This window comes from Hanamia caeni (assembly GCF_003721595.1).
In the GTDB taxonomy this organism is placed as follows: Bacteria; Bacteroidota; Bacteroidia; order Chitinophagales; family Chitinophagaceae; genus Ginsengibacter; species Ginsengibacter caeni.
In genome coordinates this window covers 1-26,194 of sequence record NZ_RJJR01000025.1, presented here as the reverse complement: position 1 = coordinate 26,194, position 26,194 = coordinate 1, and the positions used below count along the sequence as shown (strand labels likewise).

Annotated in this window: 23 protein-coding genes and 1 other RNA gene; 22 read left to right on the top strand and 2 right to left on the bottom strand. The window is 38.0% G+C overall.

From position 1 onward, the window contains the following. The first annotated feature begins 49 nt into the window (after positions 1-49). From EFY79_RS20190 to ligD, 11 genes are all read left to right on the top strand, one after another. A complete protein-coding gene (locus EFY79_RS20190; protein WP_123122567.1) occupies positions 50-262 on the top strand; it encodes a KTSC domain-containing protein in 213 nt (70 codons plus the stop codon). Positions 263-494: 232 nt separating this feature from the next. Next, positions 495-3,983 carry a methylmalonyl-CoA mutase family protein gene (locus EFY79_RS20185; protein ID WP_123122566.1) on the top strand — a complete coding sequence of 1,163 codons (3,489 nt, stop codon included), beginning with the start codon at positions 495-497 and terminating at the stop codon, positions 3,981-3,983. An 88-nt stretch (positions 3,984-4,071) separates the two neighbouring features. After that, on the top strand, positions 4,072-4,878 hold the full coding sequence (locus EFY79_RS20180; RefSeq protein ID WP_123122565.1) for an N-acetylmuramoyl-L-alanine amidase: 807 nt from the start codon (positions 4,072-4,074) through the stop codon (positions 4,876-4,878). Between the two features lie 71 nt (positions 4,879-4,949). Beyond that, positions 4,950-5,339: a DUF4258 domain-containing protein gene (locus EFY79_RS20175; protein ID WP_123122564.1), complete on the top strand. Its 390-nt coding sequence runs from the start codon at positions 4,950-4,952 to the stop codon at positions 5,337-5,339. Between the two features lie 62 nt (positions 5,340-5,401). Further along, on the top strand, positions 5,402-6,925 hold the full coding sequence (locus EFY79_RS20170; RefSeq protein WP_449404882.1) for a GH3 auxin-responsive promoter family protein: 1,524 nt from the start codon (positions 5,402-5,404) through the stop codon (positions 6,923-6,925). Between the two features lie 197 nt (positions 6,926-7,122). Then, entirely contained in the window at positions 7,123-8,286 is a 1,164-nt protein-coding gene (locus EFY79_RS20165) for a hypothetical protein (RefSeq protein ID WP_123122563.1), read from the top strand. Positions 8,287-8,414: 128 nt separating this feature from the next. Beyond that, on the top strand, positions 8,415-10,211 hold the full coding sequence (dnaX, locus tag EFY79_RS20160) for a DNA polymerase III subunit gamma/tau (RefSeq protein ID WP_123122562.1): 1,797 nt from the start codon (positions 8,415-8,417) through the stop codon (positions 10,209-10,211). A 135-nt stretch (positions 10,212-10,346) separates the two neighbouring features. Beyond that, complete coding sequence (locus EFY79_RS20155) at positions 10,347-12,698, top strand: efflux RND transporter permease subunit (RefSeq protein WP_123122561.1); 2,352 nt, start codon at positions 10,347-10,349, stop codon at positions 12,696-12,698. Positions 12,699-12,840: 142 nt separating this feature from the next. Beyond that, positions 12,841-13,617: a non-homologous end joining protein Ku gene (gene ku / locus EFY79_RS20150; RefSeq protein WP_123122560.1), complete on the top strand. Its 777-nt coding sequence runs from the start codon at positions 12,841-12,843 to the stop codon at positions 13,615-13,617. Further along, a complete protein-coding gene (locus EFY79_RS21815) occupies positions 13,617-14,231 on the top strand; it encodes a DNA polymerase ligase N-terminal domain-containing protein (protein ID WP_123122559.1) in 615 nt (204 codons plus the stop codon). The genes ku and EFY79_RS21815 overlap by 1 nt, the downstream gene beginning before the upstream one ends. A 1-nt stretch (position 14,232) precedes the next feature. Beyond that, positions 14,233-15,183: a non-homologous end-joining DNA ligase gene (gene ligD / locus EFY79_RS21810; protein WP_123122558.1), complete on the top strand. Its 951-nt coding sequence runs from the start codon at positions 14,233-14,235 to the stop codon at positions 15,181-15,183. Here ligD and EFY79_RS20135 read toward each other — a convergent pair. Further along, positions 15,174-15,734 (bottom strand): GNAT family N-acetyltransferase, encoded by a 561-nt coding sequence (locus EFY79_RS20135; RefSeq protein ID WP_123122557.1) that lies wholly within the window; start codon positions 15,732-15,734, stop codon positions 15,174-15,176. The two genes, ligD and EFY79_RS20135, sit on opposite strands and share 10 nt — an antisense overlap. A 276-nt stretch (positions 15,735-16,010) precedes the next feature. Between EFY79_RS20135 and EFY79_RS20130 the strand changes: the two genes are divergently transcribed. From EFY79_RS20130 to fsa, 3 genes are all read left to right on the top strand, one after another. Next, positions 16,011-16,511, top strand: a complete 501-nt coding sequence (locus EFY79_RS20130; RefSeq protein ID WP_123122556.1) for a DUF4399 domain-containing protein — start codon at positions 16,011-16,013, stop codon at positions 16,509-16,511. Positions 16,512-16,687: 176 nt separating this feature from the next. Continuing rightward, positions 16,688-16,786: signal recognition particle sRNA small type (gene ffs, locus EFY79_RS20125), an RNA gene on the top strand. Between the two features lie 160 nt (positions 16,787-16,946). Continuing rightward, a complete protein-coding gene (gene fsa / locus EFY79_RS20120) occupies positions 16,947-17,603 on the top strand; it encodes a fructose-6-phosphate aldolase (RefSeq protein ID WP_123122555.1) in 657 nt (218 codons plus the stop codon). Between the two features lie 91 nt (positions 17,604-17,694). Here the strand turns inward: fsa and EFY79_RS20115 are convergent, their stop codons facing one another. Further along, complete coding sequence (locus tag EFY79_RS20115; RefSeq protein ID WP_199727599.1) at positions 17,695-18,099, bottom strand: hypothetical protein; 405 nt, start codon at positions 18,097-18,099, stop codon at positions 17,695-17,697. Positions 18,100-18,349: 250 nt separating this feature from the next. Between EFY79_RS20115 and EFY79_RS20110 the strand changes: the two genes are divergently transcribed. The 8 genes from EFY79_RS20110 to EFY79_RS20075 all read left to right on the top strand — a co-directional run bounded on the left by EFY79_RS20110 (position 18,350) and on the right by EFY79_RS20075 (position 25,987). Beyond that, complete coding sequence (locus EFY79_RS20110) at positions 18,350-19,756, top strand: anthranilate synthase component I family protein (protein WP_123122554.1); 1,407 nt, start codon at positions 18,350-18,352, stop codon at positions 19,754-19,756. 3 nt (positions 19,757-19,759) lie between these two features. After that, positions 19,760-20,344 carry an anthranilate synthase component II gene (locus EFY79_RS20105; RefSeq protein ID WP_123122553.1) on the top strand — a complete coding sequence of 195 codons (585 nt, stop codon included), beginning with the start codon at positions 19,760-19,762 and terminating at the stop codon, positions 20,342-20,344. A gap of 49 nt (positions 20,345-20,393) precedes the next feature. Continuing rightward, positions 20,394-21,386, top strand: coding sequence for an anthranilate phosphoribosyltransferase (gene trpD, locus EFY79_RS20100; RefSeq protein WP_123122552.1), 993 nt, complete (start codon positions 20,394-20,396; stop codon positions 21,384-21,386). Beyond that, positions 21,386-22,171, top strand: a complete 786-nt coding sequence (gene trpC / locus EFY79_RS20095; RefSeq protein WP_123122551.1) for an indole-3-glycerol phosphate synthase TrpC — start codon at positions 21,386-21,388, stop codon at positions 22,169-22,171. Before trpD ends, trpC begins: the two co-directional genes overlap by 1 nt. Beyond that, on the top strand, positions 22,172-22,801 hold the full coding sequence (locus tag EFY79_RS20090) for a phosphoribosylanthranilate isomerase (RefSeq protein WP_123122550.1): 630 nt from the start codon (positions 22,172-22,174) through the stop codon (positions 22,799-22,801). 11 nt (positions 22,802-22,812) lie between these two features. Further along, complete coding sequence (gene trpB, locus EFY79_RS20085; protein WP_123122549.1) at positions 22,813-23,991, top strand: tryptophan synthase subunit beta; 1,179 nt, start codon at positions 22,813-22,815, stop codon at positions 23,989-23,991. Positions 23,992-24,109: 118 nt separating this feature from the next. Further along, positions 24,110-24,883: a tryptophan synthase subunit alpha gene (trpA, locus tag EFY79_RS20080; RefSeq protein ID WP_123122548.1), complete on the top strand. Its 774-nt coding sequence runs from the start codon at positions 24,110-24,112 to the stop codon at positions 24,881-24,883. A gap of 66 nt (positions 24,884-24,949) precedes the next feature. Further along, the gene (locus tag EFY79_RS20075; protein WP_123122547.1) at positions 24,950-25,987 is read left to right on the top strand and encodes a TlpA disulfide reductase family protein; all 1,038 of its coding nucleotides are present in this window, start codon (positions 24,950-24,952) and stop codon (positions 25,985-25,987) included. Positions 25,988-26,194: the final 207 nt, after the last annotated feature.

Below are 26,194 nucleotides of genomic sequence, written 5' to 3'. Positions count from 1 at the left end.
GATGTTTTCGTATCTGTGCCGTCCTGAAAGAGTTTAAAGAAGTAAAAAAATGAAAAAGCAACTTGTAAATTCTTCTACCGCCGAAGCATTGGGCTACGATGAAAAAATCAAAACTTTAAGGGTTTGGTTTACGACAGGAAAAATATACGATTATGCGGGCGTTCCTAAAACGAAGTTTAAAAATTTGCTTCGTGCCTCGTCTATCGGCGAATATTTTAATAAAAAAATAAAGGGGTTCTACACTTACAAAAAAATAGAATAGCATCTTTGAATTATACTTTCAGAATATATAAGCAAGTGTTGTAAAATAAAAATCCATGTTATTTGTTGCTTCGCTGTATCGCTTATGTCTACACAAAAGCAGTGACCAAGAAATGCTGGTCCAGCCTTCTTTTTAAAAAGTACTTAATATATTTCTTTTTCTTTAGTTGTAATTTTACCAGGGGTCAAAAATCAATGGTTTTTAATTTATGTAATGAACTATCCAAAAATTTATGCCGGATAAAAAAAATCGTAAACTACGAATCGTAACTGCTGCTTCTTTGTTTGATGGTCATGATGCGGCTATTAATATTATGCGAAGAATTATGCAAAGCAAAGGCGCTGAGATCATTCATCTTGGCCACAACAGAAGCGTGCATGAAATTGTGGAGTGTGCTATTGAAGAAGATGCAGACGCCATTGCCATTACAAGTTACCAGGGTGGCCACATAGAGTTTTTCAAATACATGAAAGATCTGCTGAATCAAAATGGTTATGAGCATATCAAGATTTTTGGTGGTGGCGGCGGAACAATTTTGCCCGCTGAAATCGCAGAACTGGAAGCCTACGGAATCACAAAAATTTATTCTCCTGACGATGGGCGAAAAATGGGTTTGGAAGGAATGATTGAAGATGTAGTGGAGAAGAGCAGCCTTTTCCTAAACCCTTTAAAAGAAGAAACAAAAACTACTACTACCAAAATAAACGGTGGAGTTGGCAATTTTCATGATAAGCACATTTTGAGCGAATGGAGAGATATTAAATTGGTCGCTACTTCAATTACAAAAGCGGAGAATGGCGAAAATGTTGAGATTTTAAATACAATTATAAATAAAAATGATAATGGTAAAAAACTTCCGGAGGTAACGAGCCGGGCGGCGACAGTCCTGGGAATCACAGGAACCGGCGGCGCAGGAAAATCTTCTGTTACTGATGAAGTTGTTCGTCGTTTTTTAAGCATGTATTCTGAAAAAACGATTGCAGTAATTTCTATAGATCCATCACGAAAAAAAACCGGCGGCGCATTATTGGGAGACAGAATCCGTATGAATTCGATTCATCACCCGCGTGCTTATATGCGCTCTCTTGCGACAAGAGAGCATGACAAAGCATTAAGCAATTATGTTCAGGAAGCAATTGATATTTGCAAAGTTGCGGGCTATGATTTTATCATTTTGGAAAGTGCGGGCGTCGGACAAAGTGATGCTTCCATTTTGGATTTTTGTGATATAAGCCTGTATGTTATGACGCCTGAATACGGCGCTGCCTCTCAGTTAGAAAAAATTAATATGCTCGATTATGCAGACATTGTTTGTATCAATAAATTTGATAAAGCTGGCGCTCTCGATGCATTGCACGATGTAAAAAAGCAATACAAACGCAACCATAATTTGTGGACGGCAAAAGATGAGGATCTTCCCGTGATCGGAACAGTTGCCTCTACTTTTAATGACCCGGGGTGCAATCAGTTGTTCAACAAAATCATTGATGAAGTTAATCAAAGAACCGGGCGCGATTGGAAGAAATATGAGGCGCCTCCAGGAAGCGAAAGTCGTAATCATTCAATTATTCCAGCCAAACGGATTCGCTATCTCGCAGAAATCGCCGAAGAGATTGGGCATTACAATAAAATGGCTGAAGAACAGTCTGCTATTGCAACACAGCTTTATCAGCTAAATGGAACCATTCAAAATCTTAAAAACAATTTAGGGGCCGACGAAGAAAAAACCTCAATTCTTATACAGCAATTGGAAGCGAGAAAATCAGCAGTTGAAAAAGAACTATCTGCTTCATCAAAAAAATTATTGGACGAATGGAAAGCAACAATTGCTCTTTATCAAAAAGAATTTTTTGAATACAATGTAAGAGGAAAAGTGATCAAACAAGCTTTATTTGTTGAATCTCTTTCTCATACCAAAATTCCAAAGATTGCGGTTCCAAAATTTAAAGACTGGGGCGATATTTTACAATGGCAGTTGCAGGAAAATTTTCCCGGGAAATTTCCGTACACGGCTGGCGTGTTTCCGCTGAAGCGTGCAGAAGAAGATCCAACGAGAATGTTTGCGGGCGAAGGTGGCCCGGAAAGAACCAATCGCAGATTTCATTATGTAAGTCTTGGACAGCCTGCAAAGCGCCTGAGCACCGCGTTTGACAGCGTCACATTATATGGCGAAGATCCGGCAGTGCGCCCGGATATTTATGGAAAAGTTGGCAACTCCGGCGTTAGTATTGCGACAGTAAACGATGCGAAAAAATTGTACAGTGGATTTGATTTATGCGACCCTAAAACTTCTGTAAGCATGACAATCAATGGGCCAGCGCCCATGTTACTGGCATTTTTTTTAAATGCTGCAATTGATCAGCAATGTGAAAAATATATTATTGAGCACAACTTACGGGAACGCGTAAACGAAATTATTGAATCGAAATTCAACCTGGACGATCTTCCAAAATATATCGGCATCAACGATGAGCCCGTGTATCCTCAAATAGGAAAAATGACCGGCCATTTGCCAAAAGGAAGTGATGGATTGGGCTTGCGGTTGCTGGGTTTGAGCGGTGAAGATGTTTTGGATAAAAATGTTTATGAAGAAATAAAAGCAAAAACTTTATCCTCTGTTCGCGGCACTGTGCAGGCTGATATTTTAAAAGAAGACCAGGCGCAAAACACCTGTATTTTCTCCACGGAATTTGCATTGAAACTGATGGGGGATGTCCAGGAATATTTTATCCAAAATAATGTGCGAAATTTTTATTCGGTATCCATCAGCGGTTATCATATCGCTGAAGCCGGCGCCAATCCTATCACACAGCTTGCATTCACTTTATCGAATGGTTTTACTTATGTAGAATATTATATGAGCCGCGGAATGAAGATTGACGATTTTGCACACAATCTTTCTTTCTTTTTCAGCAATGGAATGGATGCCGAATATTCTGTAATCGGTAGAGTGGCGAGACGAATTTGGGCGAAGGCGATGAAGTATAAATATAAAGCCAATTCCCGTTCGCAAATGTTGAAATATCATATTCAAACGAGTGGCAGAAGTTTACACGCACAGGAAATTGATTTCAATGATATTCGTACCACATTGCAGGCGTTGTATGCTATTTATGATAATTGCAACAGCCTTCATACAAACGCTTACGATGAAGCCATCACAACGCCAACAGAAGAAAGTGTGCGTCGCGCAATGGCAATTCAATTAATTATTAATCGTGAATTGGGAACTGCAAAAAATGAAAATCCTAACCAGGGAAGTTTCTTAATTGAAGAATTAACTGATCTCGTTGAAGAAGCCGTAATGGCTGAATTCAACCGGATTTCTGAAAGGGGCGGCGTGCTGGGTGCTATGGAAAGAATGTACCAGAGAAATAAAATTCAGGAAGAAAGCTTATATTATGAATCATTAAAAAATACAGGAGCGCTTCCACTTGTGGGTGTAAACACTTTTTTGAATAAAAAAGGATCGCCGACGGTGCTTCCGCTTGAGGTGATTAGAAGTACAAAAAAGGAAAAAGATCTGCAGATAAAAAATGTAAAAGAGTTCCATGAAATGCATAAAGATAAAAGTGATGAAATGCTGAAACGCTTGCAGAATGTGGCGGTCAATAATGGAAATTTATTTGCCGAATTAATGGAAACGGTGAAATATTGTTCGCTCGGCCAAATCACTCATGCCTTGTATGAAGTGGGCGGCCAGTATAGAAGAAATATGTAAAAGATAAAAATTAGTTGAATGTTATTAAGATACTATCATTGGCCACTTTACCTGTAGCTACTTTACTTACCCTTTTTTGCCAAAAATTATGAACCCAAAATACTGTATTATCCTGTTTTTCTTATCCTGTTTTATTGCCTGCACTTCCAATAAATTTGCGGCTACTAACAGGGTTTACAAAAAACAGGCAAGGGCATTTTCAAAAGAAATAAAGCAGATACCTAAAGATCAGTTTTATACTAAAAGAAGCTGGGCAGGAACCACGAATTTTGGATTGCGCAAACCCGACTTTGTAATCATCCACCATACCGCGCAAAACAGTTGCGAGCAAACCCTTGGAACTTTTACATTGCCGCAAACACAGGTAAGCGCGCATTATGTGATTTGTAAAGATGGAACTGTTCATCATATGCTCAACGATTATCTGCGCGCCTGGCATGCCGGAGTTTCTTCCTGGGGAAATGACAAAGACATTAATTCCTCTTCCATTGGGATAGAACTGGATAATAACGGTTTCGAGCCTTTCCCTGCAGCGCAAATCAACAGCTTACTAACGTTGCTGGATACACTAAAATCCAGATACCGGATTCCGGCAGCCAATTTTATTGGCCACGCTGATATTGCTCCAACAAGAAAAAATGATCCGAATGTAAATTTTCCCTGGGATTTGCTGGCCGGGCAGGGTTATGGTTTGTGGTATACAGATACAACAGCAGTTTCCGTTCCTGAAAATTTTAATCCATTGCAGGCGCTAAGGATTATAGGGTATTCAATTAAAGATACTTCTGCAGCTATTGTGGCTTTTAAGCGCCATTTTGAAAAACAAGACAGTTGCACCACCATCACGGACGCGGATAAAAAAATTCTTTACAACCTGATGAAACAATATGAATAAGCCCGACGGTTTTGATGTGAATAATAAGCACCCTTGCCTACCGGCAGGCAAATAATTCGTAATTTTTTTTAATGAAAAAATTAAAACGCAAGACTCTTTATTATTTTATATTGAGCGTGCTGGCTCTTCTGCTGATTATAAAAGGATTTGACGCATTTAGTCCCAAGGCGGGCCGTGCAGCGTCTTTCAGAAATAGCAGCCACCTGATTCTGACCAAACATGCAAAATGCAGGATGGCCTGCAGGCAAATTACGGAAGGAGAAATAAGGCAGATTCTCGAAGACGGCGTTATCAATTATAAAAAAAGTGGTATTGGATCCCAGGGCGACAGCACATTCGCCGTGGAGGGGTACAGCACTGAAAAACAACACATTAGAGTGATAGTTGCCCCCGAAAATGATGGCATGGTTATTATTACCTGCATTGATTTAGATAGAGAATGGCCGTGCGATTGCGACTGATTGTAAACGCTTAAAACGAAAGTAATTTATTTGTAAATTTGTAAACATCCTATAGTATTAAAATGTCAATGCGATTTAAATCATACCTGGCAAAACCTTTTGCCCTTTATATATATAAACAAATAAAAAGATCCATGAGAACTGCGCTTGCGGATCAGCTCAGCATTTTCAGTTCGCTTATCAAAACCGGGATGCAAACAGAGTTCGGAAAAGAACATCATTTTGAAGATATAAAATCCCATGCAGACTTTGTAAAAAATGTTCCCATTCGCGAATATGAAGATTTTAAAGTTTATATAGATAAGTTGAAACAGGGAAAGCAGAATATTTTGTGGAAGGGATTTCCTATTTATTTTGCGAAAACCAGCGGCACTACCAGCGGCATAAAATATATTCCCATTACTAAAGAATCGATCCCCAACCATATCAATACTGCGCGAAATGCATTATCGTGCTATATGGCTCAAACAGGAAATTCCTTATTTGCAAATGGTAAGATGATTTTTTTAAGCGGTTCGCCGGAGTTGGAAAGAATAGGCGGCATCCCTACAGGGCGGTTAAGCGGAATAGTAAATCACCATATTCCCAGCTATTTAAGGTCCAATCAATTGCCTTCTTTTGAAACTAATTGCATAGAAGATTGGGAAGAAAAGCTTTCCAAAATTGTGGATGAAACCGTAAATGAAGACATGACGCTCATCAGCGGAATACCTCCATGGATTCAAATGTATTTTGATGAATTACAGAAAAGAACCGGGAAAAAAATTAAGGATATTTTTCCGGAATTTTCAGTGCTGGTGCAGGGCGGCGTAAATTTTGAACCTTATAAGGCGAAGTTGTTTGAGAGCATCGGGAAAAAAATAGATACCATCGAATTCTATCCGGCCAGCGAAGGCTTTTTTGCATTCCAGGACAGTCAGCACGATGAAGGCCTTTTACTCAACACGGACAGCGGCATCTTTTATGAATTTGTTCCTGTGGAAGAGATTTCAAATAAAAATCCTGCCAGGCTAACATTAAAAGATGTTGAATTAAATAAAAATTATGTGTTGATCATCAGCAGCAATGCCGGTTTATGGGCTTATAATATTGGTGATACTATCAGGTTTGTTTCGTTAAACCCTTACCGCCTGGTAGTTACAGGAAGGGTAAAACATTTTATTTCTGCTTTTGGCGAACATGTAATTGGAGAAGAGGTGGAAGATGCATTATTGAAAGTTGCAGATGCTGAGAATATAAACATTACAGAATTTACGGTAGCGCCAAATATTTCAAATACCGGTGATAAGAGTTTTCACGAATGGTTTATTGAATTTGAAGATGTTCCGTTAAACCTTGCATCATTTGCAAAAAAAGTGGATGATAATCTTCGGAAAAAAAATATCTACTATGATGATTTGATAAAAGGAAATATTTTGCATCCTTTGAAAATACGGGTGGTGAAAAAGAACGGGTTTATTAACTATATGAAAAGTGTCGGTAAATTAGGCGGGCAAAATAAAGTGCCCAGGCTGAGCAATGATCGCAAACTGGCTTCTGCTTTGTCTCATTGGCTGCAGAATACACAGCCCGAGGCAATTAAATAAATTTTTATCAGATATCTTTGTTGCTAACAAGAAAAAATACACTATTTGTTGATTTACTGTAAACAAGCACCGCACGTGATTTTCAGACTTCAATGTGATTGCCTGTTTTAAGCGAATAATAAATATAGCTGCATCAATTGAAATTAGTTTGGAAGCCGTTTTCCTTATGCCATTTAAATTTATTTATCTTATTTCTAATGCAACTCATCCAGGTTTTAGACATTAATACTGCAAAAGAATTTCTGGAAGTGCCCCTCCACATTTATAAAGACGACCCCAACTTTATTCGCCCTCTTGATAAAGATATCAATGAGGTTTTTGATTCGAAAAAAAATAAGGCGTTCCGCTTCGGCGAGTCTGCACGTTGGATTTTAAAAGATGATGATGAAAAACTGGTTGGCCGGATTGCAGCCTTTGTTTATAAAAAATATAAAAATAAAGGCGATGAGCAAAAAACCGGCGGAATAGGTTTTTTTGAATGCATTAACAGCCAGGAAGCTGCAGATATGCTGTTCGATGTGGGCAAACACTGGCTGATGCAGCGCGGTATGGAAGCTATGGATGGTCCTATAAATTTCGGAGAGCGCGATCGCTGGTGGGGCTTGGTGGTTGAAGGGTTTAAGCCGCCAATTTATTTAATGAATTACAACAGGCCTTATTACAAAGACTTATTTGAAAATTATGGCTTCAAAGTTTTTTTTAACCAAATCTGCTGGTATATTTCGCTGATGGCGAATATTAGTGATAAGCTTTTGAGCCAGTACAACAGGTATAAAGACAATCCGGATTATGTAATCGCTCATGTGCGTAAAAATAATCTGAAAAAATTTGCAGAAGATTTTTGTGAAGTTTATAACAAGGCATGGGCAAAGCATGAAGGAAACAAGCTGATGAGCAAAGAAGTTGCCTATAAGTTGTTTAAATCGATGAAAATGGTAATGGATGAGAACCTTGTATGGTTTGTTTACCACAAAGGCGCTCCTGTTGCATTTTGGGTTAATCTGCCGGAGCTAAACCAAATTTTCAAAAGATTTAATGGCAAATTTGGATTGATAGAAAAAATCAGGCTGCTATGGCTAAGATATCGGGGCGCTTGCGATAAGTTTACCGGCATTGTCTTTGGCGTTATTCCCGAATACCAGGGCATGGGCATTGATTATTTTATGATAGTTTCTGCCACTTATATCATCAGGAAAAAAACGAAGTATAAAGAATTGGAATTGCAATGGCAGGGAGATTTTAACCCGCGGATACTGAATATCTCCAAAAGTATAGGCGCAGAGCACAGCCGTATTTTGTCCACGTATCGTTATTTATTTGACAGAAGCAAAGAGTTTAAACGCCATCCCATTCTGGACTAGAATGTGTGTTCATTTCATCATACATTTTAAATTTTGTGCGTGATATTCCTGTTTACTTTTAAGGCAGGGTTTCTTAACTTGCAGCTATTCTGTTTTTATCAATTAAATTTATTTGAGGGTTTGGATTTATGGACAAATTTATAGTTTCAGCACGCAAATACAGGCCGCAAAATTTTAGTGCCGTTGTTGGTCAGTCACATATTACAACTACATTAAAAAATGCGATAAAGAATAATCAACTGGCGCATGCTTTTTTATTTTGCGGACCACGGGGCGTAGGAAAAACTACCTGTGCCCGCATTCTTGCAAAGACTATAAATTGTGAAAACCGTACGCCTGATGGCGAAGCATGTAATATTTGTAATTCGTGCATTTCGTTTGATAATGGAAGTTCAATGAATATTCACGAGCTGGATGCGGCAAGCAATAATTCAGTAGATGATATTCGCGCTCTTGTTGACCAGGTCCGCTTTGCGCCGCAGGCTGGAAAATACAAAGTTTACATTGTTGATGAGGTACACATGCTTAGCGCGTCTGCATTTAATGCATTTTTGAAAACGCTGGAAGAGCCACCACCGTTTGCTATATTTATTTTAGCTACCACTGAAAAGCACAAAATTCTTCCTACTATTTTATCGCGTTGCCAGATTTTTGATTTTAAAAGAATCACGAACGACGATACAGTGCATCATTTGATGGAGATTTCTGAAAAGGAAAATATTAAATCTGATAAAACGGCACTTCATATCATTGCGCAAAAGAGCGAAGGTTGCCTCCGCGATTCGCTGAGTATTCTTGATAAAATTGTAAGTTTTACCAACGGTGAAGTTACCTATGAAAATACGCTGGAGCATTTGAATATTCTCGATGAAGATTATTATTTCCGTCTTGTGGAAGCGATGCAAAAACAAAATGCCGGAGAAGCGATTTTAATATTTGATGAAATCAACCGCAAAGGTTTTGAAGGAGATTTGGTTTTAAATGGCTTTGCAGAATTTCTCAGAAATCTGCTGGTAAGCAAAGATGCCAAGGTGGCCGTTCTGCTTGAAGTTTCTGAAGATTTTAAACAAAAATATTTTGAAACTTCTTCAAAAATGAATGATGCGTGGCTTATCAGCGCGCTCAATATTTTAAATGAATCCGAAATAAACTACAGGCTTGCGAAAAATAAACGTTTACACGTTGAGCTTACGTTCATCAAATTATCCTATCTGAACCAGGCGCTTAACCTGGTGAATGACGGTGGACAATTATCTAAAAAAAAACAGCTTGAAACCATAAAGCCGGTTTCGTTTAAAACTATCACGCCTGTTGCGCTTAAAGAAGAAACGGTAAAGAACCCTTCTTTAAGTATTAAGAAAATTCCTGAAACAGAAAGTGGTGCCAAGCTTACAATTGAAAGCAATTCCGTTCCTATAAAAAAACCAGGTTCGCAGGCTACGGTTACTGATAGTACATCGCCAGCAGCCAAAACAAAGATCACCAAGCTTCGTTCATTAGAAAAAATCCGCCAAAAAGTAGCCGAAGAAAACAGGAACAATAAACCTGTAAACCTGAATGAAGAAGAACTTTATATTGCCTGGGGAAAGTATATTGATAAATTGTCTATTGATAAAAGCCCTGTGGTTTCTAATTTTAAAACGGCTAAGCTTAAAGTTGCCGATGAGAATTGTATTGAAATCATTACGAAAACTAATTTTCAACAAAAATTTATAGAAGCAGAACGCGGCGAACTCATAACTCATTTTCAATCGCATTTTAATAACCGGGCGCTCGTTTATAAACTGTCAGTAGACGAATCAGAAACAGAAAATGCCGTGAGGGAAGAAGTTCTTTCTACCAAAGAGCAATACCTGAGAATTATTGAACAGTATCCTTTGGTAAAAGAATTAAAAGATAAATTGAGAATGCAGTTGGATTATTAACATTTAAGGAGATACGTTGACTTCACCAAAATAAAAAACAATCTTATTTATTCTTTTACTATAATCTATTTTCATCAGGGGATGAATATCAAATCAAAGATTTCCAATTAGAACAAATTATCTAATCTTAGAAGTATGTGGCAACGCCTTGCGAAATTGGTACTTAACAACCGGCTTACACTGTTGATTGCGCTGTTTTGTGTCACTATTTTGATGGCTTTTTTTGCGTCCAAAATCAAAATGAGCTATGAGTTTTCGAAGGCCATCCCTACGGACAATATAAAATACAGGGATTATCTCGCTTACAAAGAAAAATTTGGCGATGATGGAAATGTACTTGTGATTGGCGCGCAAAGCAAACAGTTTTTTAAGCTGAAAAATTTCCTACATTTTATTGCATTAACCGAAAGTCTAAAAAAGATACCGTATGTAGAAAATGTATTGAGCGTCACTAACACGGTGAATCTTTTAAAAGATTCAGTAAATGAAAAACTTGATGCAATTCCGATTTTTTCAAAACATCCTCAATCGCAGGCGGAAATTGACAGTTCGCTCGCTGTTTTCTATTCACTTCCTTTTTACCGTTCACTTTTATACAATCCAGCAACAAATGCCTATTTAATTGTAGTAAGAATAAATAAAGAAATACTAAATTCCAGCGGCCGCACCGCTGTAATTAGGAATATAGTTGATAAGGCAAATAATTTTACGGTTGCCACGGGAATTCAAACACACATAAGCGGCTTGCCACTTATCCGGACCCAGGTTGCAGATAGGATTGCACATGAAATGAAATGGTTTATCATCGGTTCGCTGGCACTCTCGGCATTTATTTTATTGTTGTTGTTCCGGTCGTTACAAACAACGTTATTGTCTTTGTGTGTAGTTATAGTCAGCGTAATATGGAGTGTTGGCAGTATGTATTTATTTGGATACAAAATCACTTTGCTAACTGCGCTGGTTCCTCCTCTTTTAGTTGTTATTGGCATTCCCAATTGCATTTATTTTTTGAATAAATATCATTCATCGTTTGAGAAAAGCGGAAATCAAAAACAGTCATTAATTGATATGGTGAGCAAGATGGGAGTTGTTACCCTATTCTGCAATATTACTGCTGCAATTGGTTTTGGCGTATTTGCGCTCACTAAAAGCGCTATCCTGGTTGAATTTGGCCAGGTGGCAGGTGTAAGCATAATGCTGATTTTTGTGATATCTTTTATATTGCTGCCAGCTGTTTTAAGTTATATGAAGCCGCCCACCCGCGGGCAGTTGCGTTACCTGAACCTTAAAATTTTCATCAACTCTTTATTAAAAATTGAACACTGGGTTTTTAATCACAAAAAAATCGTGTATGCATCAACGTTACTATTAATAATTTTTTCAATTATTGGAATCTCGAGGTTGAAAACGGAGGGATTTATTGTGGATGATTTGCCAAAGACTGACAAGATTTACCAGGACTTAAAATTTTTTGAAAATAACTTTCATGGAGTGATGCCGCTTGAAATAGTAATTGATACAAAAAAAAGATACGGCCTTTCAGGAGTTCGTGTATTGCCCGTGTTGAGCAGGATGGATTCTCTTTCCACTTACATAAAACAACAAAGCGAAATGAGCAAACCACTTAGTATAGTGCAGGGAATCAAGTTTGTAAAGCAGGGTTTTTATGAAGGCGATTCGGCTAACTATGCATTGCCGAATTCATTTGATATCGCTTTTGTCGGAGATTATCTTCGTCCCCAAAAGGATTCTGGTTCTCAAAATAATTTGTCAAAATTACTTTCCAGTTTTATTGACACCGCAAGGCAAAGCACAAGAATGAGCATCAACATGGCGGATGTAGGAACGGAAAAACTGCCCGGAATTTTAAAAAACCTGCAATCAGAAACAGACAAATTATTCGATTCGTCAAAGTATAAAATTACATTCACTGGCTCAACTATCACCTTTCTTGAAGGAAGCATTTATATCATTAACGGACTGAAAGAAAGCCTGCTTTGGGCATTTTTGTTTATCGGTTTGTGCATGTTGTATTTATTTAAATCATTGCGGATATTGATTTGTTCTTTAATTCCAAATTTAATTCCGTTGGTAATAACCGCCGGAATAATGGGATGGGTTGGCGTAAGGCTTAAGCCTTCTACGGTGCTTATTTTTAGCGTGGCCTTGGGTATTGCAATTGATGTTACTATCCGCTTTTTGGTTAATTACAAACAGGAATTGCCTATGAATAATTTTGAAATTTCCAAAACCGTCTCTGAAACAATCCGGCATACAGGACTGAGCATTTTATATACTTCCCTGGTTTTAATTGCCGGATTTGTTATTTTTTGCTTCAGCGGTTTTGGAGGCACTGAATCTCTTGGCTGGCTCACTTCCGTCACCCTTTTTTCTGCAACTCTTACAAATTTGATTTTGCTTCCTGTTTTATTGTTGGATTTTTCCGGGGGAAAAGGCAATATTACCGGCCCGTCTAAAGTGAATTAGTGGCTCCTGTCTCTCTAGTGTAGAATTAATTCCTCAGGGACTGCCTCCCGCGGTCTTTTTTGTGGGCTAAAACCCTTTTTTAAGCAGGTTAAAAAAAGGCATACATATTTCTTTGCAACTGTTACACCTTAAATCAAAAATTATGAGGGCAATATGGACCGGCGCTATAGGTTTTGGATTGGTAAATATTCCGGTGAAAATTTATAGTGCCACAGAATCAAGCAATCTGAATTTAGATATGCTGGATAAGAAAGATCATTCTAAGATTAAATACCAGCGCGTAAATGAGAATACCGGCAAAGAAGTGGAATGGGGTAATATCGTAAAGGGGTATAAAATTGCGAATGATTACGTAATCCTTGATGAAAAAGACTTTGAAGCGGCGAGCCCCGAAAAAACAAAAACAATTAACATCACGGATTTTGTAAAAGAATCTGAAATCAGCAGCCTTTATTATGAAACACCTTATTATCTGGAGCCTGATAAATCCGGCACCAGGCCCTACAAGCTTTTGCTGGAAGCACTGGAAAAAACAAAGAAGGTGGGTATAGCCACTTTTGTGATGCGGAATAAAGAAGCACTTGCGGTTTTACGGCCTGAAAAAAATGTGATTGTTTTAAATAAAATAAGGTTTGAGCAAGAAATCAGGGATCCGGCTGAATTGACTTTGCCAAAAAATACGGAAATAAAACCTGCCGAATTAAAAATGGCAATATCCTTAATCGATCAGCTCACTGATAAATTTGATATATCCAAATACAAGGACAATTATAATGATGAATTATTAAAAATAATTGAAGCAAAATCGAAAGGTAAAAAGATTAAGGCGCCGGAAATGAAAGTGGTACACAGCAAGACCAAAGACCTGATGGAGCAGTTGAAGGCAAGTCTGGATGTAAAACGAAAAAAAGCATCATAATGGCATTAACAACCTATAAAAAGAAAAGAAATTTCAAGGAAACCTCCGAACCGGGTGGTGTTACTAAAAAGTCTGACGCTAAATTAATTTTTGTGGTGCAACGTCATAAAGCATCGAGATTGCATTATGATTTTCGCCTTGAATTAGATGGATTTTTAAAAAGCTGGGCAGTTCCCAGAGGCCCGTCAATGAACCCGAAAGACAAACGGTTGGCAATGATGGTGGAAGATCATCCTTATGATTATAAAGATTTTGAAGGCGTGATTCCTGAAGGAAATTATGGAGCCGGCATTGTTGAAATATGGGATAGCGGTACTTATTCAGATATTGATAATTCTTCTTTTAATGAAGCAGAAAAAAATCTTCGTAAAGGCTTGAAGTCAGGAGATTTTAAATTTCAGTTGTTTGGAAAAAAATTGAAGGGAGAATTTGTTTTGGTGAAATTGAAAGGCAAAGAAGATAACAGTTGGCTGCTCATAAAGCATCGCGATGAATTTGCAATTGATGAGGAGTATAACAGTGAGGAGCACACGAAAAAAAGCTCGCCTATAAATAAATGGCTTTCTGAAAATAGCAAGCCTTCAAAAAAAAGGACAAAAAAAACAAACAGTTAATATGGCAGCGCTGGCAAAAAAAGATACAGACAAGTTGGAGCGTGTTTACAAATTCGGCAAAAATGAAATCAAAGTAACCCATCCCAATAAGATTTATTTTCCGAAAGAAAAAGTTACTAAAGGCGATGTAGTAGATTATTACGTTTCCATGGCCGGTTATATTCTTCCGTATTTAAAAGGGCGGCCTGAATCGCTGTTGCGCAATCCAAGTGGAATTACCGGTAAAGGATTTTTTCAGAAAGATGCAGCAAATGATACGCCTTCTTATGTGCATTGCAAACAGGTTTTTTCAGAATCAACCCAAAAAGAAGTAAACTATATTGTTTGTGATAACATTGAAACTCTTGTATACCTAAACAACCTCGGCTGTATTGAAATCAATCCATGGCATTCTACTACTAAAGCCCTTGATAAACCAGATTACCTGATGATAGATATTGATCCTTCTGATAACAATACTTTTGAACAGGTAATTGAAGTAGCGCTAATGGTAAAGGCAATCTGTGACAAGGCAGGCGCCGATTGCTATTGCAAAACTTCCGGAGCTTCGGGAATGCATGTGTTTATTCCAACAGCAAAAAAATATACTTTCGACCAGGTAAAGGATTTTGCTTACCTGGTGTGTATGATGGTCAATGAAGAATTGAAAAGTTTTACCACTTTAGAGAGAAATTTATCTAAGCGAAATAGCAAACATATCTACATGGATTACCTGCAAAACCGGCGTGGGCAAACGATTGCATCGGTTTATAGTTTGCGCCCAAAGCCTGGGGCAACTGTTTCTACGCCTTTGTTGTGGGATGAAGTAAAGCCCGGATTATCTCCCAAACAATTCACAATTTATAATACGCTTGAAAGAGTGCAACAAATGGGAGATGTATTTAAAGGTGTGTTGGGCAAAGGAATTAATTTAAAAAAATGTCTCGAAAACCTGGAACAGGTTCATGAATGATTGGGATTTAGAATTGAATAAATCGCGGTGTCTTCAAACTGGCCATTGAAGAAAAAATCTTCTTTAAACAACGCTTCGCGAATAAACCCGGTTGATTCCAAAGCTTTGGCAGAGGCATCGTTCACCGGATTTATTTTTCCTTCGATGCTATGTAAATGCAACGTATTGAAGCCATAATCTATAATCCGCAAAATAGCTTCTTTGCCAATGCCTTTTCGCCAATATTCAGGCGACAGCATATATCCGATCTCAGCACGATAATGTTCCTTTATTATTCTCCAAAGCCCGATTGTTCCTATCAATTTATTGACATCCTCCTTTAATGCCATTGCCCAGTTAATTCCTGTATTATTAGTGATTCCATCGTTTATTAAATTAATAAATTCATCAGCTTCTGCTATTGTTTGCATCGGTTTTTTGCCAATGTATTTCATCACCCGCACATCAGCTCGCAGTTTAAAAATTTGTGCGTTATCACCGCCTCCCATTTTCCTTAAAACCAGCCGGGAAGTAGTAAGCGTGGGAAATGGCTGAAAATTTACTTCGATCATCTTAATTTTTTACAGATAATTAATGTAGTAAAATGACAAATCTTACTGTTTTTTATTTTGTAAAATATGACTTTTTAAAATGATAGCTGCCCAAATTAAAATCGTTGAATCAGCGGTGTTACTCATAGTTCTATTTGCTGCCATTCAAACCAAATATTGCAATAGTGGCATTCGAATGTTATGTTGGATTTTTGCTCTTAATCTTAGATAGATGTTCAATTGGGAAAAAACAAGGATATTTACCCTATTCTTTAACTTTTTAATTTTAAAATCGTAATGAAAAAAATTCTCGTGATTCCTGCAATATTATTGTCAGGATTAATTGCCTGCAATTCAGGAAACAACAGCGAAACCACTACCACCACTGATTCTTCGGCAACGGATACTTCTCATGCTTCTATGGATATGTCATCAGAAGGTAGCTTGCCGGCAGTTCCTGATGGCGCCACTGTGTTTTTTAAAAATTTAAAAGATGGACAAACGGTTTCATCTCCGGTAAAAGTAGAAATGAGTGCAAATGGTATTTCAGTGGATAGCGCCGGTGCGGTAAAGCCCAACTCAGGGCATTTTCATATTTTAATTGATGCAGAAGATTCAATTCCTGCAGGACAGGTTATTGCAAAAGATAGCAGCCATCTTCACTTTGGAAATGCGCAGCAGGAAGCTTCGCTTACACTTGCACCCGGCAAACATAAGCTGGCTTTGCAATTCGCTGACGGAGCGCATCGCAGCTACGGAAATAAATTAGATCAGGTTGTTTCAATTACTGTAAAGTAAGCAACATAAATTGATTGATATAAGCAGCTCTCATTTTTCAGATAAGAGCTGCTTTTTTTATTTCGCTTTTTTCAATCCGGAATGATCGCTGATTTGTGAAAGGCTATGAAAAATAAAAAACCTGATTATTTTTTCGTTTACTGTTGAGTTTTATTTTTGATCCTTATATTTGCAACCGGCAAGTCTTATACGGCCAGCTCCTGCAGAACTCCCCCAGGATCGGAAGATAGCAAGGGTATGTGGTTGAGCGGTGCGATGTAAGTAACTTGCCGGTTTTTTTTTGTCTTTTCTCCCGGTATAATTTCTCCTTCATTATATTTTTTCTATTCAAAATATTTCAAAGCTTTTTGGAATTGCTTACCGTTTTTAAATTCGGGCTCTTCTTTATTTCATAAATAATATATTTGCGAAATTTTAAATTTTAAAAAAGAGATTATGAAGTATTTTATTGACACGGCAAACCTGGATCAGATAAAGGAAGCCAATGATTTAGGGATTCTTGATGGAGTAACTACAAACCCCACACTGATGGCAAAGGAAGGTATTAAAGGAGAAGAAGCCGTTTTTAACCATTATAAAACAATTTGTGAAATCGTAAAAAATGGTGACGTAAGTGCTGAGGTAACTGCGATTGATTTCCAGGGAATCATTAACCAGGGCAAAAAGCTGGCCGCTATTCATAAAAATATTGTTGTAAAAGTTCCGATGATTGCCGAAGGAGTAAAAGCAATAAAATGGTTTACTGATAATAACATCCGTACGAATTGTACACTCATTTTTAGCGCAGGACAGGCTATGATAGCCGCAAAGGCCGGTGCTGCATATGTTTCGCCGTTTATTGGCCGCATAGATGACAGTGGCTGGGATGGGTTGGAACTCATTCAGCAGATAGCAAACATATTTGCAATCCAAAATATTAAAACAGAAATCCTCGCTGCTTCTATCCGGAATTCATTGCATATCATCCGTTGTGCTGAAGCCGGCGCTAATGTTTGTACCTGCCCGTTAGATTCTATTGTTGGCTTAACAAAGCATCCATTAACAGATATTGGGCTTGCAAAATTTATGCAGGACGCTAAAAAATTTGAATAAGTTTTAAACTTTAAAAATTAACTCAAATCAAAAAAAAAGCGCTGTTGTTCAAAGAACTTCAGCGCATTTTTATATTTGTAATCAAAGGGGTTTAACTTTTTTTCTTTTTAGATCCCGTACTGCTCTGCCCGTGCAAAATTTCGTCTAAAGTTTTAAGCTCAGGATCTGGCTCCTGCTTAATGTAAATTTCAAATTCTTTATAGATCGCAGGATCCGATCTTAGAATTACCTTGATATTCACTTTCGACTTAGAAAAATCGGCTGGCAGAAAAAGAGAATTGCCATAAAATTTTCCGTCGCTGGCTGTAAAGATTATTTGAGTGGAATCCAATGGCAAATACCTTCCATTACTCAGTTTACCATCAATGTTTATATAATTGTAGGTTCCCTTTTTTAAACTGTCTGTATATAGGTGCACGTAAATGCTGTCAATTTTTTGAGCATTCAATACAGGTGAAAAACTAATGAATAAAAAAAACATAATAAATCTGAACATACGTAATATTTAATGAGACCACTTTAAGTAAGCGAACGTTGCATAGTCATTTCTTTTTTATGATTTTTTTCTGAATAAAGAAAAAAAATTTGCTGGTTAAAATATTTCATTTCATCTTTGCGGCTGTCAAATGAAAATCAATAATACATATAATAGCTGGTGGCACACGACCTGATGATTGTGCCGAATTGCTATTATTTGTAAAAAAAAATATTACGCCCCGGCATTAAGCCGGGGTTTTTTTATTGTTATGAAAAAAATAGAAATAGTTACCACAGCAAAAAAATTATTGGCAGATGTTTTCACGCCGGTTGGAATATACCTGCGCCTTCGTGATCGCTTCAGGGATACAATTCTTTTGGAAAGCGCTGATTTTCATGCCATGGAAAACAGTTTTTCTTATATAGGAATTAATGCCATAGGAGGCATCGAAGTAAAGAGTTTTTCTGAATTGGAATACAAATTTCCTAACCAGGAGGCCGTGAAAACTGCAATCAATCCGGAACTGAATGTGGCCGCTGAAATATGGAATTTTATGCAGCACTTTCACGTTGCTGAACCCGCGCCTGCACCGGTTAATATGGCCCAGGGTTTGTTTGGCTACACCTCCTTTGATGCGATACAGTTTTTTGAAACTATCCGGTTCAAATCCAGGCAAACTAACATTCCCCTAATACGTTACCGGCTTTATCAATACGTAATTGCGATTAATCATTTCAAAAATGAATTATTTATTTGTGAAAATCATATTCACGGCCTTGAAAGTGAAGCAGAGACTATCGAAAATATAATTAAAAGCAAAAATGTACCTACGTTCCCTTTTGCAGCTAAGGGCAATGAAACTTCTACATTGACTGACGGCGAATATGTAGAGATGGTGAAAAAGGGGATCGCAAGCTGTGAAAGAGGAGATGTATTTCAGGTGGTGTTGAGCAGAAAATTTCAGCAAAAATTTTCCGGAGACGATTTCAATGTTTACCGTGCCTTACGAAATATTAATCCAAGCCCTTATCTTTTTTATTTTGATTATGGTGATTATCGTTTGTTTGGAAGCAGCCCTGAAGCACAACTGAAAGTGAAAAATAATAAAGCAATTATGCATCCGATTGCCGGCACTTTCAGGCGGTCGGGAAATGATGCACAGGATGAGCAATTGGCAGAAAAATTATTAAATGATAAAAAAGAAAATGCGGAACATGTGATGCTTGTGGATTTGGCGCGGAATGATCTCAGTCGCCTGTGCAGCAATGTATCCGTAAGTCATTTTTGCGAGGTTCAGTATTTTTCACACGTGATTCACCTGGTGAGCGAAGTGACTGGTGTTACGCAAAAAGATACCAACCCTTTTGCTTTGCTGGCAGTTACTTTCCCTGCCGGAACGTTGAGTGGTGCACCAAAATATAAGGCTATGGAACTGATTGATACTTACGAAAACAATGCGCGCGGGTATTATGGCGGTTGTATTGGTTTTGCCGGGTTCAATGGCGATCTGAATCACGCTATTATGATCAGAACTTTTTTAAGCAAAGAAAATTGCCTGAATTACCAGGCTGGCGCAGGTATTGTTGCTGCCTCCAATCCTCAAAGTGAGCTGCAGGAAGTAAATAATAAATTAAATGCTTTAACCGCGGCTATCAAATCCGCAGAAAATATCTAAAAAATGAAGATTTTAATTTTTGATAATTATGACTCTTTTACCTACAATCTTGTTCACATGGTGGAAGGGATCACTAATGAGAAAGCGGATGTGTACAGGAACGATAAAATATCATTGGAATCAATCAATGAATATGATAAAATTATCTTGTCGCCCGGGCCCGGCCTTCCCTGCGAATCAGGATTGCTGCTGCCGTTAATAAAAAAATTCGCACCTTCCAAATCAATTATGGGCGTGTGTTTGGGGCAGCAGGCGATTGCAGAAGTTTTTGGAGGAAAATTAATCAATCTCAAAAATGTATACCACGGAGTAGCAACGAAAATCAAAATTGACGAGTATCGGACTAAAACACAAAACGATGTTTTTAAAGATTTACCATCAGAATTTGAGGCGGGCAGATACCATTCCTGGGTGGTTGACAGCGAAAATTTTCCACAGGATTTAGAAATTACCGCGAGGGATGAAGATGGATTAATAATGGGTTTGCGGCACCGGACTTATGATGTGCAGGGTGTACAGTTTCATCCTGAAAGCGTATTGACGCCTGAAGGCGAGAAGATGATGCGAAACTGGCTTAGCATTGTATAACGGTTACCAGTAAACGAATATTAATAATGATTTTTAATTTGCGATTATCATGAAGAAAATATTACAATTTTTATTTGAACATAAAACGCTTTCAAGGGAACAGGCAAAAGAAGTTTTATTGAACATTTCCAAAGGCATTTATTCCGATACCGAAATAGCTTCGTTCACTACTGTATTTCTTATGCGCAATATTACCATCCCTGAACTGATGGGTTTTCGCGATGCATTGATAGAATTGTGTGTATCTGTTACCTTGAATGGTTATGAAGTAATCGATATTGTCGGTACCGGCGGCGATGGGAAAAATACTTTTAATATTTCCACTTTAAGTTGCTTTATCGTGGCAGGGGCCGGGTATAAAGTGGCTAAACACGGGAATTACGGCGCCACCTCTATAAGTGGGTCCAGCAATGTGATGGAAACATTAGGATATCATTTTTCTAATGATAACAAAAAGCTTCTTAAAGAAATTGAAGAAGTTAATATTTGTTTCATGCATGCGCCTTTATTTCATCCTGCCTTAAAAGTGGTTGGCCCGGTAAGAAAAAATTTAGGCGTGCGTACTTTTTTTAATATGCTGGGGCCTTTGGTAAATCCTGCCCAGCCCGGCGTTCAGATGATTGGGGTATATAACCTGGAAATGGCAAGAATTTATTCTTACCTGCTTCAACAATCCGATGCGAAGTTTATGATTATTCATAGCCTGGACGGGTATGATGAGATTTCTTTAACCGGCGATACCAAAGTCATCACCAATACCGGCGAACAAATTCTGACTGCGCGGTTTTTAGGAAAAAGATCGGTGAGCCCGGAAGATATTTATGGAGGCAATTCAACAGAAGAAGCCGCAAAAATTTTTCTGAGAATTTTAAAAGGAGAAGGCAGTTGGGCCCAGAATGCGGTTGTGATGGCTAACGCTGCAATGGCTATTTTTGCTGCAGGGCATGTTAAAGATTATGATGAATGCTTGCGGCTTGCAATTGATAGCCTGGAAAGTGGAAAAGCTTATCAGAATTTTCAAAAATTAATCAGTTTGCAATAATGAATATCCTGGAAACGATCATCGGCAGAAAGAGGATAGAAGTTGAAAAAAAGAAATCGTCAAAAAAGATTTCAGAATTGGAAGCTATGCCCTTTTTTAAAAGAAAGGCTTTGTCTCTTCGTGCATCTTTGTTGAATCCGGCAAAAACCGGAATTATCGCTGAATTTAAAAGAAAATCGCCGAGCAAAGGCTATATTAATCAACATTCTTCTGTGAACGATGTGATTGGCGATTACGTAAAATTTGGTGCCAGCGGCGTTTCTGTGCTTACTGACGAAGAATTTTTTGGAGGTTCGTTATCAGATTTTCAGCAAGCAAGAAATTTTGATACTCCGATTTTGCGCAAGGATTTTATCATAGATGAATACCAGTTGATTGAGTCAAAAGCCTTTGGCGCCGACGTAATTTTATTAATAGCCGCCTGCCTTTCAACAAATGAAGTAAAGCAATTGGCTGCTTTTGCGAAACAATTAGGCCTTGAGGTGTTGTTGGAAATCCATCATGAAAGTGAATTGGAGCATATTTGTGATGAAACTGACATTGTTGGCATCAATAACCGCAATCTTAAAACTTTCAAAGTGGACATTGCTCATTCTATAGCACTTTCTAAAAAAATACCTTCGCATAAAATAAAAATATCCGAAAGCGGGCTTCACGAGGTAAGCACAATTCACCATTTAAAAGGCAATGGATTTAGCGGATTTTTGATGGGCGAAAAGTTTATGAAAGAAAATAATCCGGGAAATGCATTTGCCGGATTTGTAAAAGAACTAACCAAAAAATAAATGAAAATAAAAGTTTGTGGCAATACAAGAATTGAGCAATTGAAAGAACTAAGCAATTTGCCAATTGATTATGTGGGACTTATTTTCTATCCGCAGTCTCCCCGTTGTGTGGTGCAGAAGTTGGATCCAAATGATTTTAAACAATTAAAAATGCCGGTAACAAAAGTTGGTGTTTTTGTAAATGCAAGCGAGGAAGAAATAATGAAACAAGTGGAAGACTTCGGCCTCGAAATGGTGCAGCTTCATGGTGACGAAACCGTGTCGTTTTGTAATAAAATCAGTGACCAGCTTAAAGTAATCAAGGCCTTCCGGATTACCGATTCTGACGCAAATGTAGATTGGCTGGTGCAGGAATACCATGAGGTTTGTGATTATTTTTTATTTGATAAGGGTTCTGCTGGTTTGTATGGGGGAACTGGGAAAAAATTTGATTGGGACCTCCTTCGGAATTCTACTATCAAAAAGCCATTTTTTTTGAGTGGCGGAATCGGAAAAAATGATGTAGCAGCGCTCAAAGCATTCCATCATCCATTTTTTTATGGAGTGGATGTAAACAGCCGGTTTGAAATTTCGCCTGGCATAAAAGATTTAAAACTCATAAAGGATTTTGCAGAAGAATTGATAAACTAAATATATTTTAAATGTGGACAGTTGATGAAAATGGCTACTATGGTCAGTTTGGAGGTGCTTACATTCCCGAGATGCTTTATAGCAATGTGGAAAACTTAAGAAATAATTATTTAAAAATTATTAACGAAGAAAGCTTCAAAAATGAATTTGATTCTCTTCTTAAGGATTATGTAGGAAGGCCCACTCCTTTGTATCCGGCCGGGAGGTTAAGTGAAAAATACGGAGCGCAAATATTTTTGAAGCGTGAAGACCTCTGCCATACCGGCGCTCACAAGGTTAACAATACCATTGGCCAAATTCTATTAGCTGAACGGCTCGGTAAAAAAAGAATTATTGCTGAAACCGGGGCCGGGCAACATGGAGTGGCAACAGCTACTGTTTGTGCGCTGAAAAACCTGGAATGTATTGTCTACATGGGTGAAAAGGATATTGCGCGCCAGGCGCCCAATGTGGCCAGGATGAAAATGCTTGGCGCAAAAGTAATTCCCGCCATCAGCGGAAGTAAAACGCTGAAAGATGCTACCAATGAGGCTATTCGCGATTGGATCAACAATCCTGAAGACACTTACTATTTAATCGGAAGCGTGGTAGGCCCGCATCCCTATCCTGATATGGTGGCCCGGTTTCAAAGCGTAATAAGCAGCGAAATGAGAAACCAGCTTAAAGAGAAAACAGGTAATGAATTGCCCCAATATGTGATTGCCTGCGTGGGTGGCGGTAGCAATGCAGCAGGCGCTTTTTATCATTTTTTAGAGGATGAATCCGTAAAGTTAATTGCAGTAGAAGCTGCGGGCTTGGGGATAGATAGCGGGATGAGCGCGGCAACTACTCAGTTAGGCTCGGTCGGGATTTTGCATGGAAGTAAAAGTTATGTAATGCAAACGGATGACGGCCAGGTTGTTGAGCCACACAGCATTTCAGCGGGCCTTGATTATCCAGGTATCGGCCCTATGCATGCTAATTTGTTTGCTTCCAAAAGGGCCGGTTTTATGAATGCCACAGATGAAGAATCTTTAAGCGCCGCCTTTGAACTGGCAAAATTGGAAGGTATTATTCCGGCCCTGGAATCAGCGCATGCGCTGGCAGCCTTACGCAAAATTAAATTTGAAGAATCTGATGTGGTAGTAGTTAACCTGAGTGGCAGAGGAGATAAAGACATGGACACTTACATGAAGAAACTAATTAGTTAATGTACTGATTAGCCAATTTGCTAATGAAGAATTATCACTATTTGTTTGTTTACTGTGATTGTTGTTAAAAACAAATTCTTATAACCATCGTTTCTGTTTGATGTAAAAAAATAAATAAATGGATTTCATTCAAAAATTATTTGAAAAGAAAAATAAAAATGTTCTAAGTATTTATTTCACTGCCGGTTTTCCGAATTTAAATGATACACAGAAAATCCTGCATTCGTTACAAAACCGCGGAGCAGATTTAGTGGAAGTAGGAATGCCCTATAGCGATCCATTGGCAGATGGGCCTGTGATTCAAAACAGCAGTATGAAAGCTTTGAAAAACGGGATGACGATAAAGAAGCTATTTGAGCAATTAAGTGAGATAAAAGACGAAATAAAAATTCCTTTGATATTAATGGGTTACCTGAATCCGGTATTACAATATGGCCTCAACCGGTTTTGTGCACATGCTAAAAATGCCGGCATCAGCGGTATCATTTTACCTGATTTGCCGGTTCCTGCCTATGAAAATGAGTATCAAAAGGCTTTTACAGAAAATGAGCTTGACTTTATTTTTCTCATTACACCTGAAACTTCTGAAGAAAGAATCAGGAAAATAGATTCGCTTTCCAATGGATTTATATATGCTGTGTCTTCTTCATCTATCACAGGTAAAAATGCTGATCTCAAAGCCCAGGAAAACTATTTTAAAAGAATAAATAGTTTGAAGTTGAAGAATAAAATTTTAATCGGGTTCGGAATTAGAAACCATCAAAGTTTTGAGCAGGCCTGCGAGCATGCTGCAGGCGCCATTATCGGCACGGCCTATATAAATGCTATTGAACAGGCGGAAAACATTGATGAGGCTACCAAAATCTTTCTTAACTCAATTTTAAAAGGATAGGCAGACTTTTCAGATTCTTTTTCCCGACAATAAAATTAAATTTGCTGTTCACATAATTTTTAGGAAATGAAGTCATTTTTTCTTTTATTATTGGCTGTTCCTTTTTTTGCCATTTCACAACCGAATTCAAATGGATACGAGATTAGCGGCAATATTACCGGATATCCCGACGGCGCATCCGTTTCATTTTTGAATCAACAAACCAATGCGCTTGAAAAGCAGGGGACTATCCAGGATGGAAAATTTACTATCAAAGGAAATTTAGCGGAACCTTCTTTTATTATTTTGGTTTTTGGTGAGCAGCCACCGGCTGTTCCTATGTTCATTGATAATAGCAAAATTCTGATAAAAGGAGACAGGAATAATCTTGAAAATTTATCCATCACCGGTTCTAAAACAGAAAACGAATACCAGGAATACGTTAATGCAGTAAAGCCTTATGAACATTTATTTACAGGCGAAGGCGGAAAAAGCAGTGATTCAATTCTTGCTTTAGAAAAGATTACGGAGCGCTTCGTAAAAAAATATCCTTCCTCTCATGTTGATCCGGTTGCAATTATCAGGATGATGCAGATTTCAAGTAACGTGAAGCTGGCGGATAACCTGTTTCAATCCATGTCTAAAGATGTGAAACAAACCAATCTTGCCAAATATGTGGATCAGCAATTGGAGATAGCTAAAATTAATCCTATAGGTGCAAAGATTGCAGACTTCTCTGAAACAGACACTGCTGGTAAAAGAGTAAGCATTACTTCTTTTCGCGGAAAATATGTGCTTATAGATTTTTGGGCAAGTTGGTGCGGTCCATGCCGAATGGAAAACCCAAATGTAGTAGCCGCCTATAATAAATACAATGATAAAAACTTTACGGTCCTTGGCATTTCACTCGACCAGGCAAAACCTGCATGGCTAAATGCCATCAGGATGGACGGTTTGAATTGGACACAAGTAAGCGACCTGCATGGCTGGAGCAGCGGGTTGGCTACAAAATTTAAGATTTCCAGCATTCCCCAAAATATTCTTATTGATCCCAACGGGATCATCATCGCAAAAAATCTCCGCGGTGAAGCCCTGAACCAAAAGCTTGGCGAATTATTTAATTAGCTAATGTGCTAATTAATTATATGTTAATGATAGTAAGCGAAATTGCCTACCGGCATACAGCCTTTTAAGCAAGATTTTTAATTTGCGGGATCGATTAATATGGCATCAGCTAATTAGTCAACCCTTAAAAACCAAATTTAAGATTTAAAGAGCTGAAGAATTCTCCATTTTTTGTTTTAATAAGTTTGTAAAGAGTTTGAAAAAAAT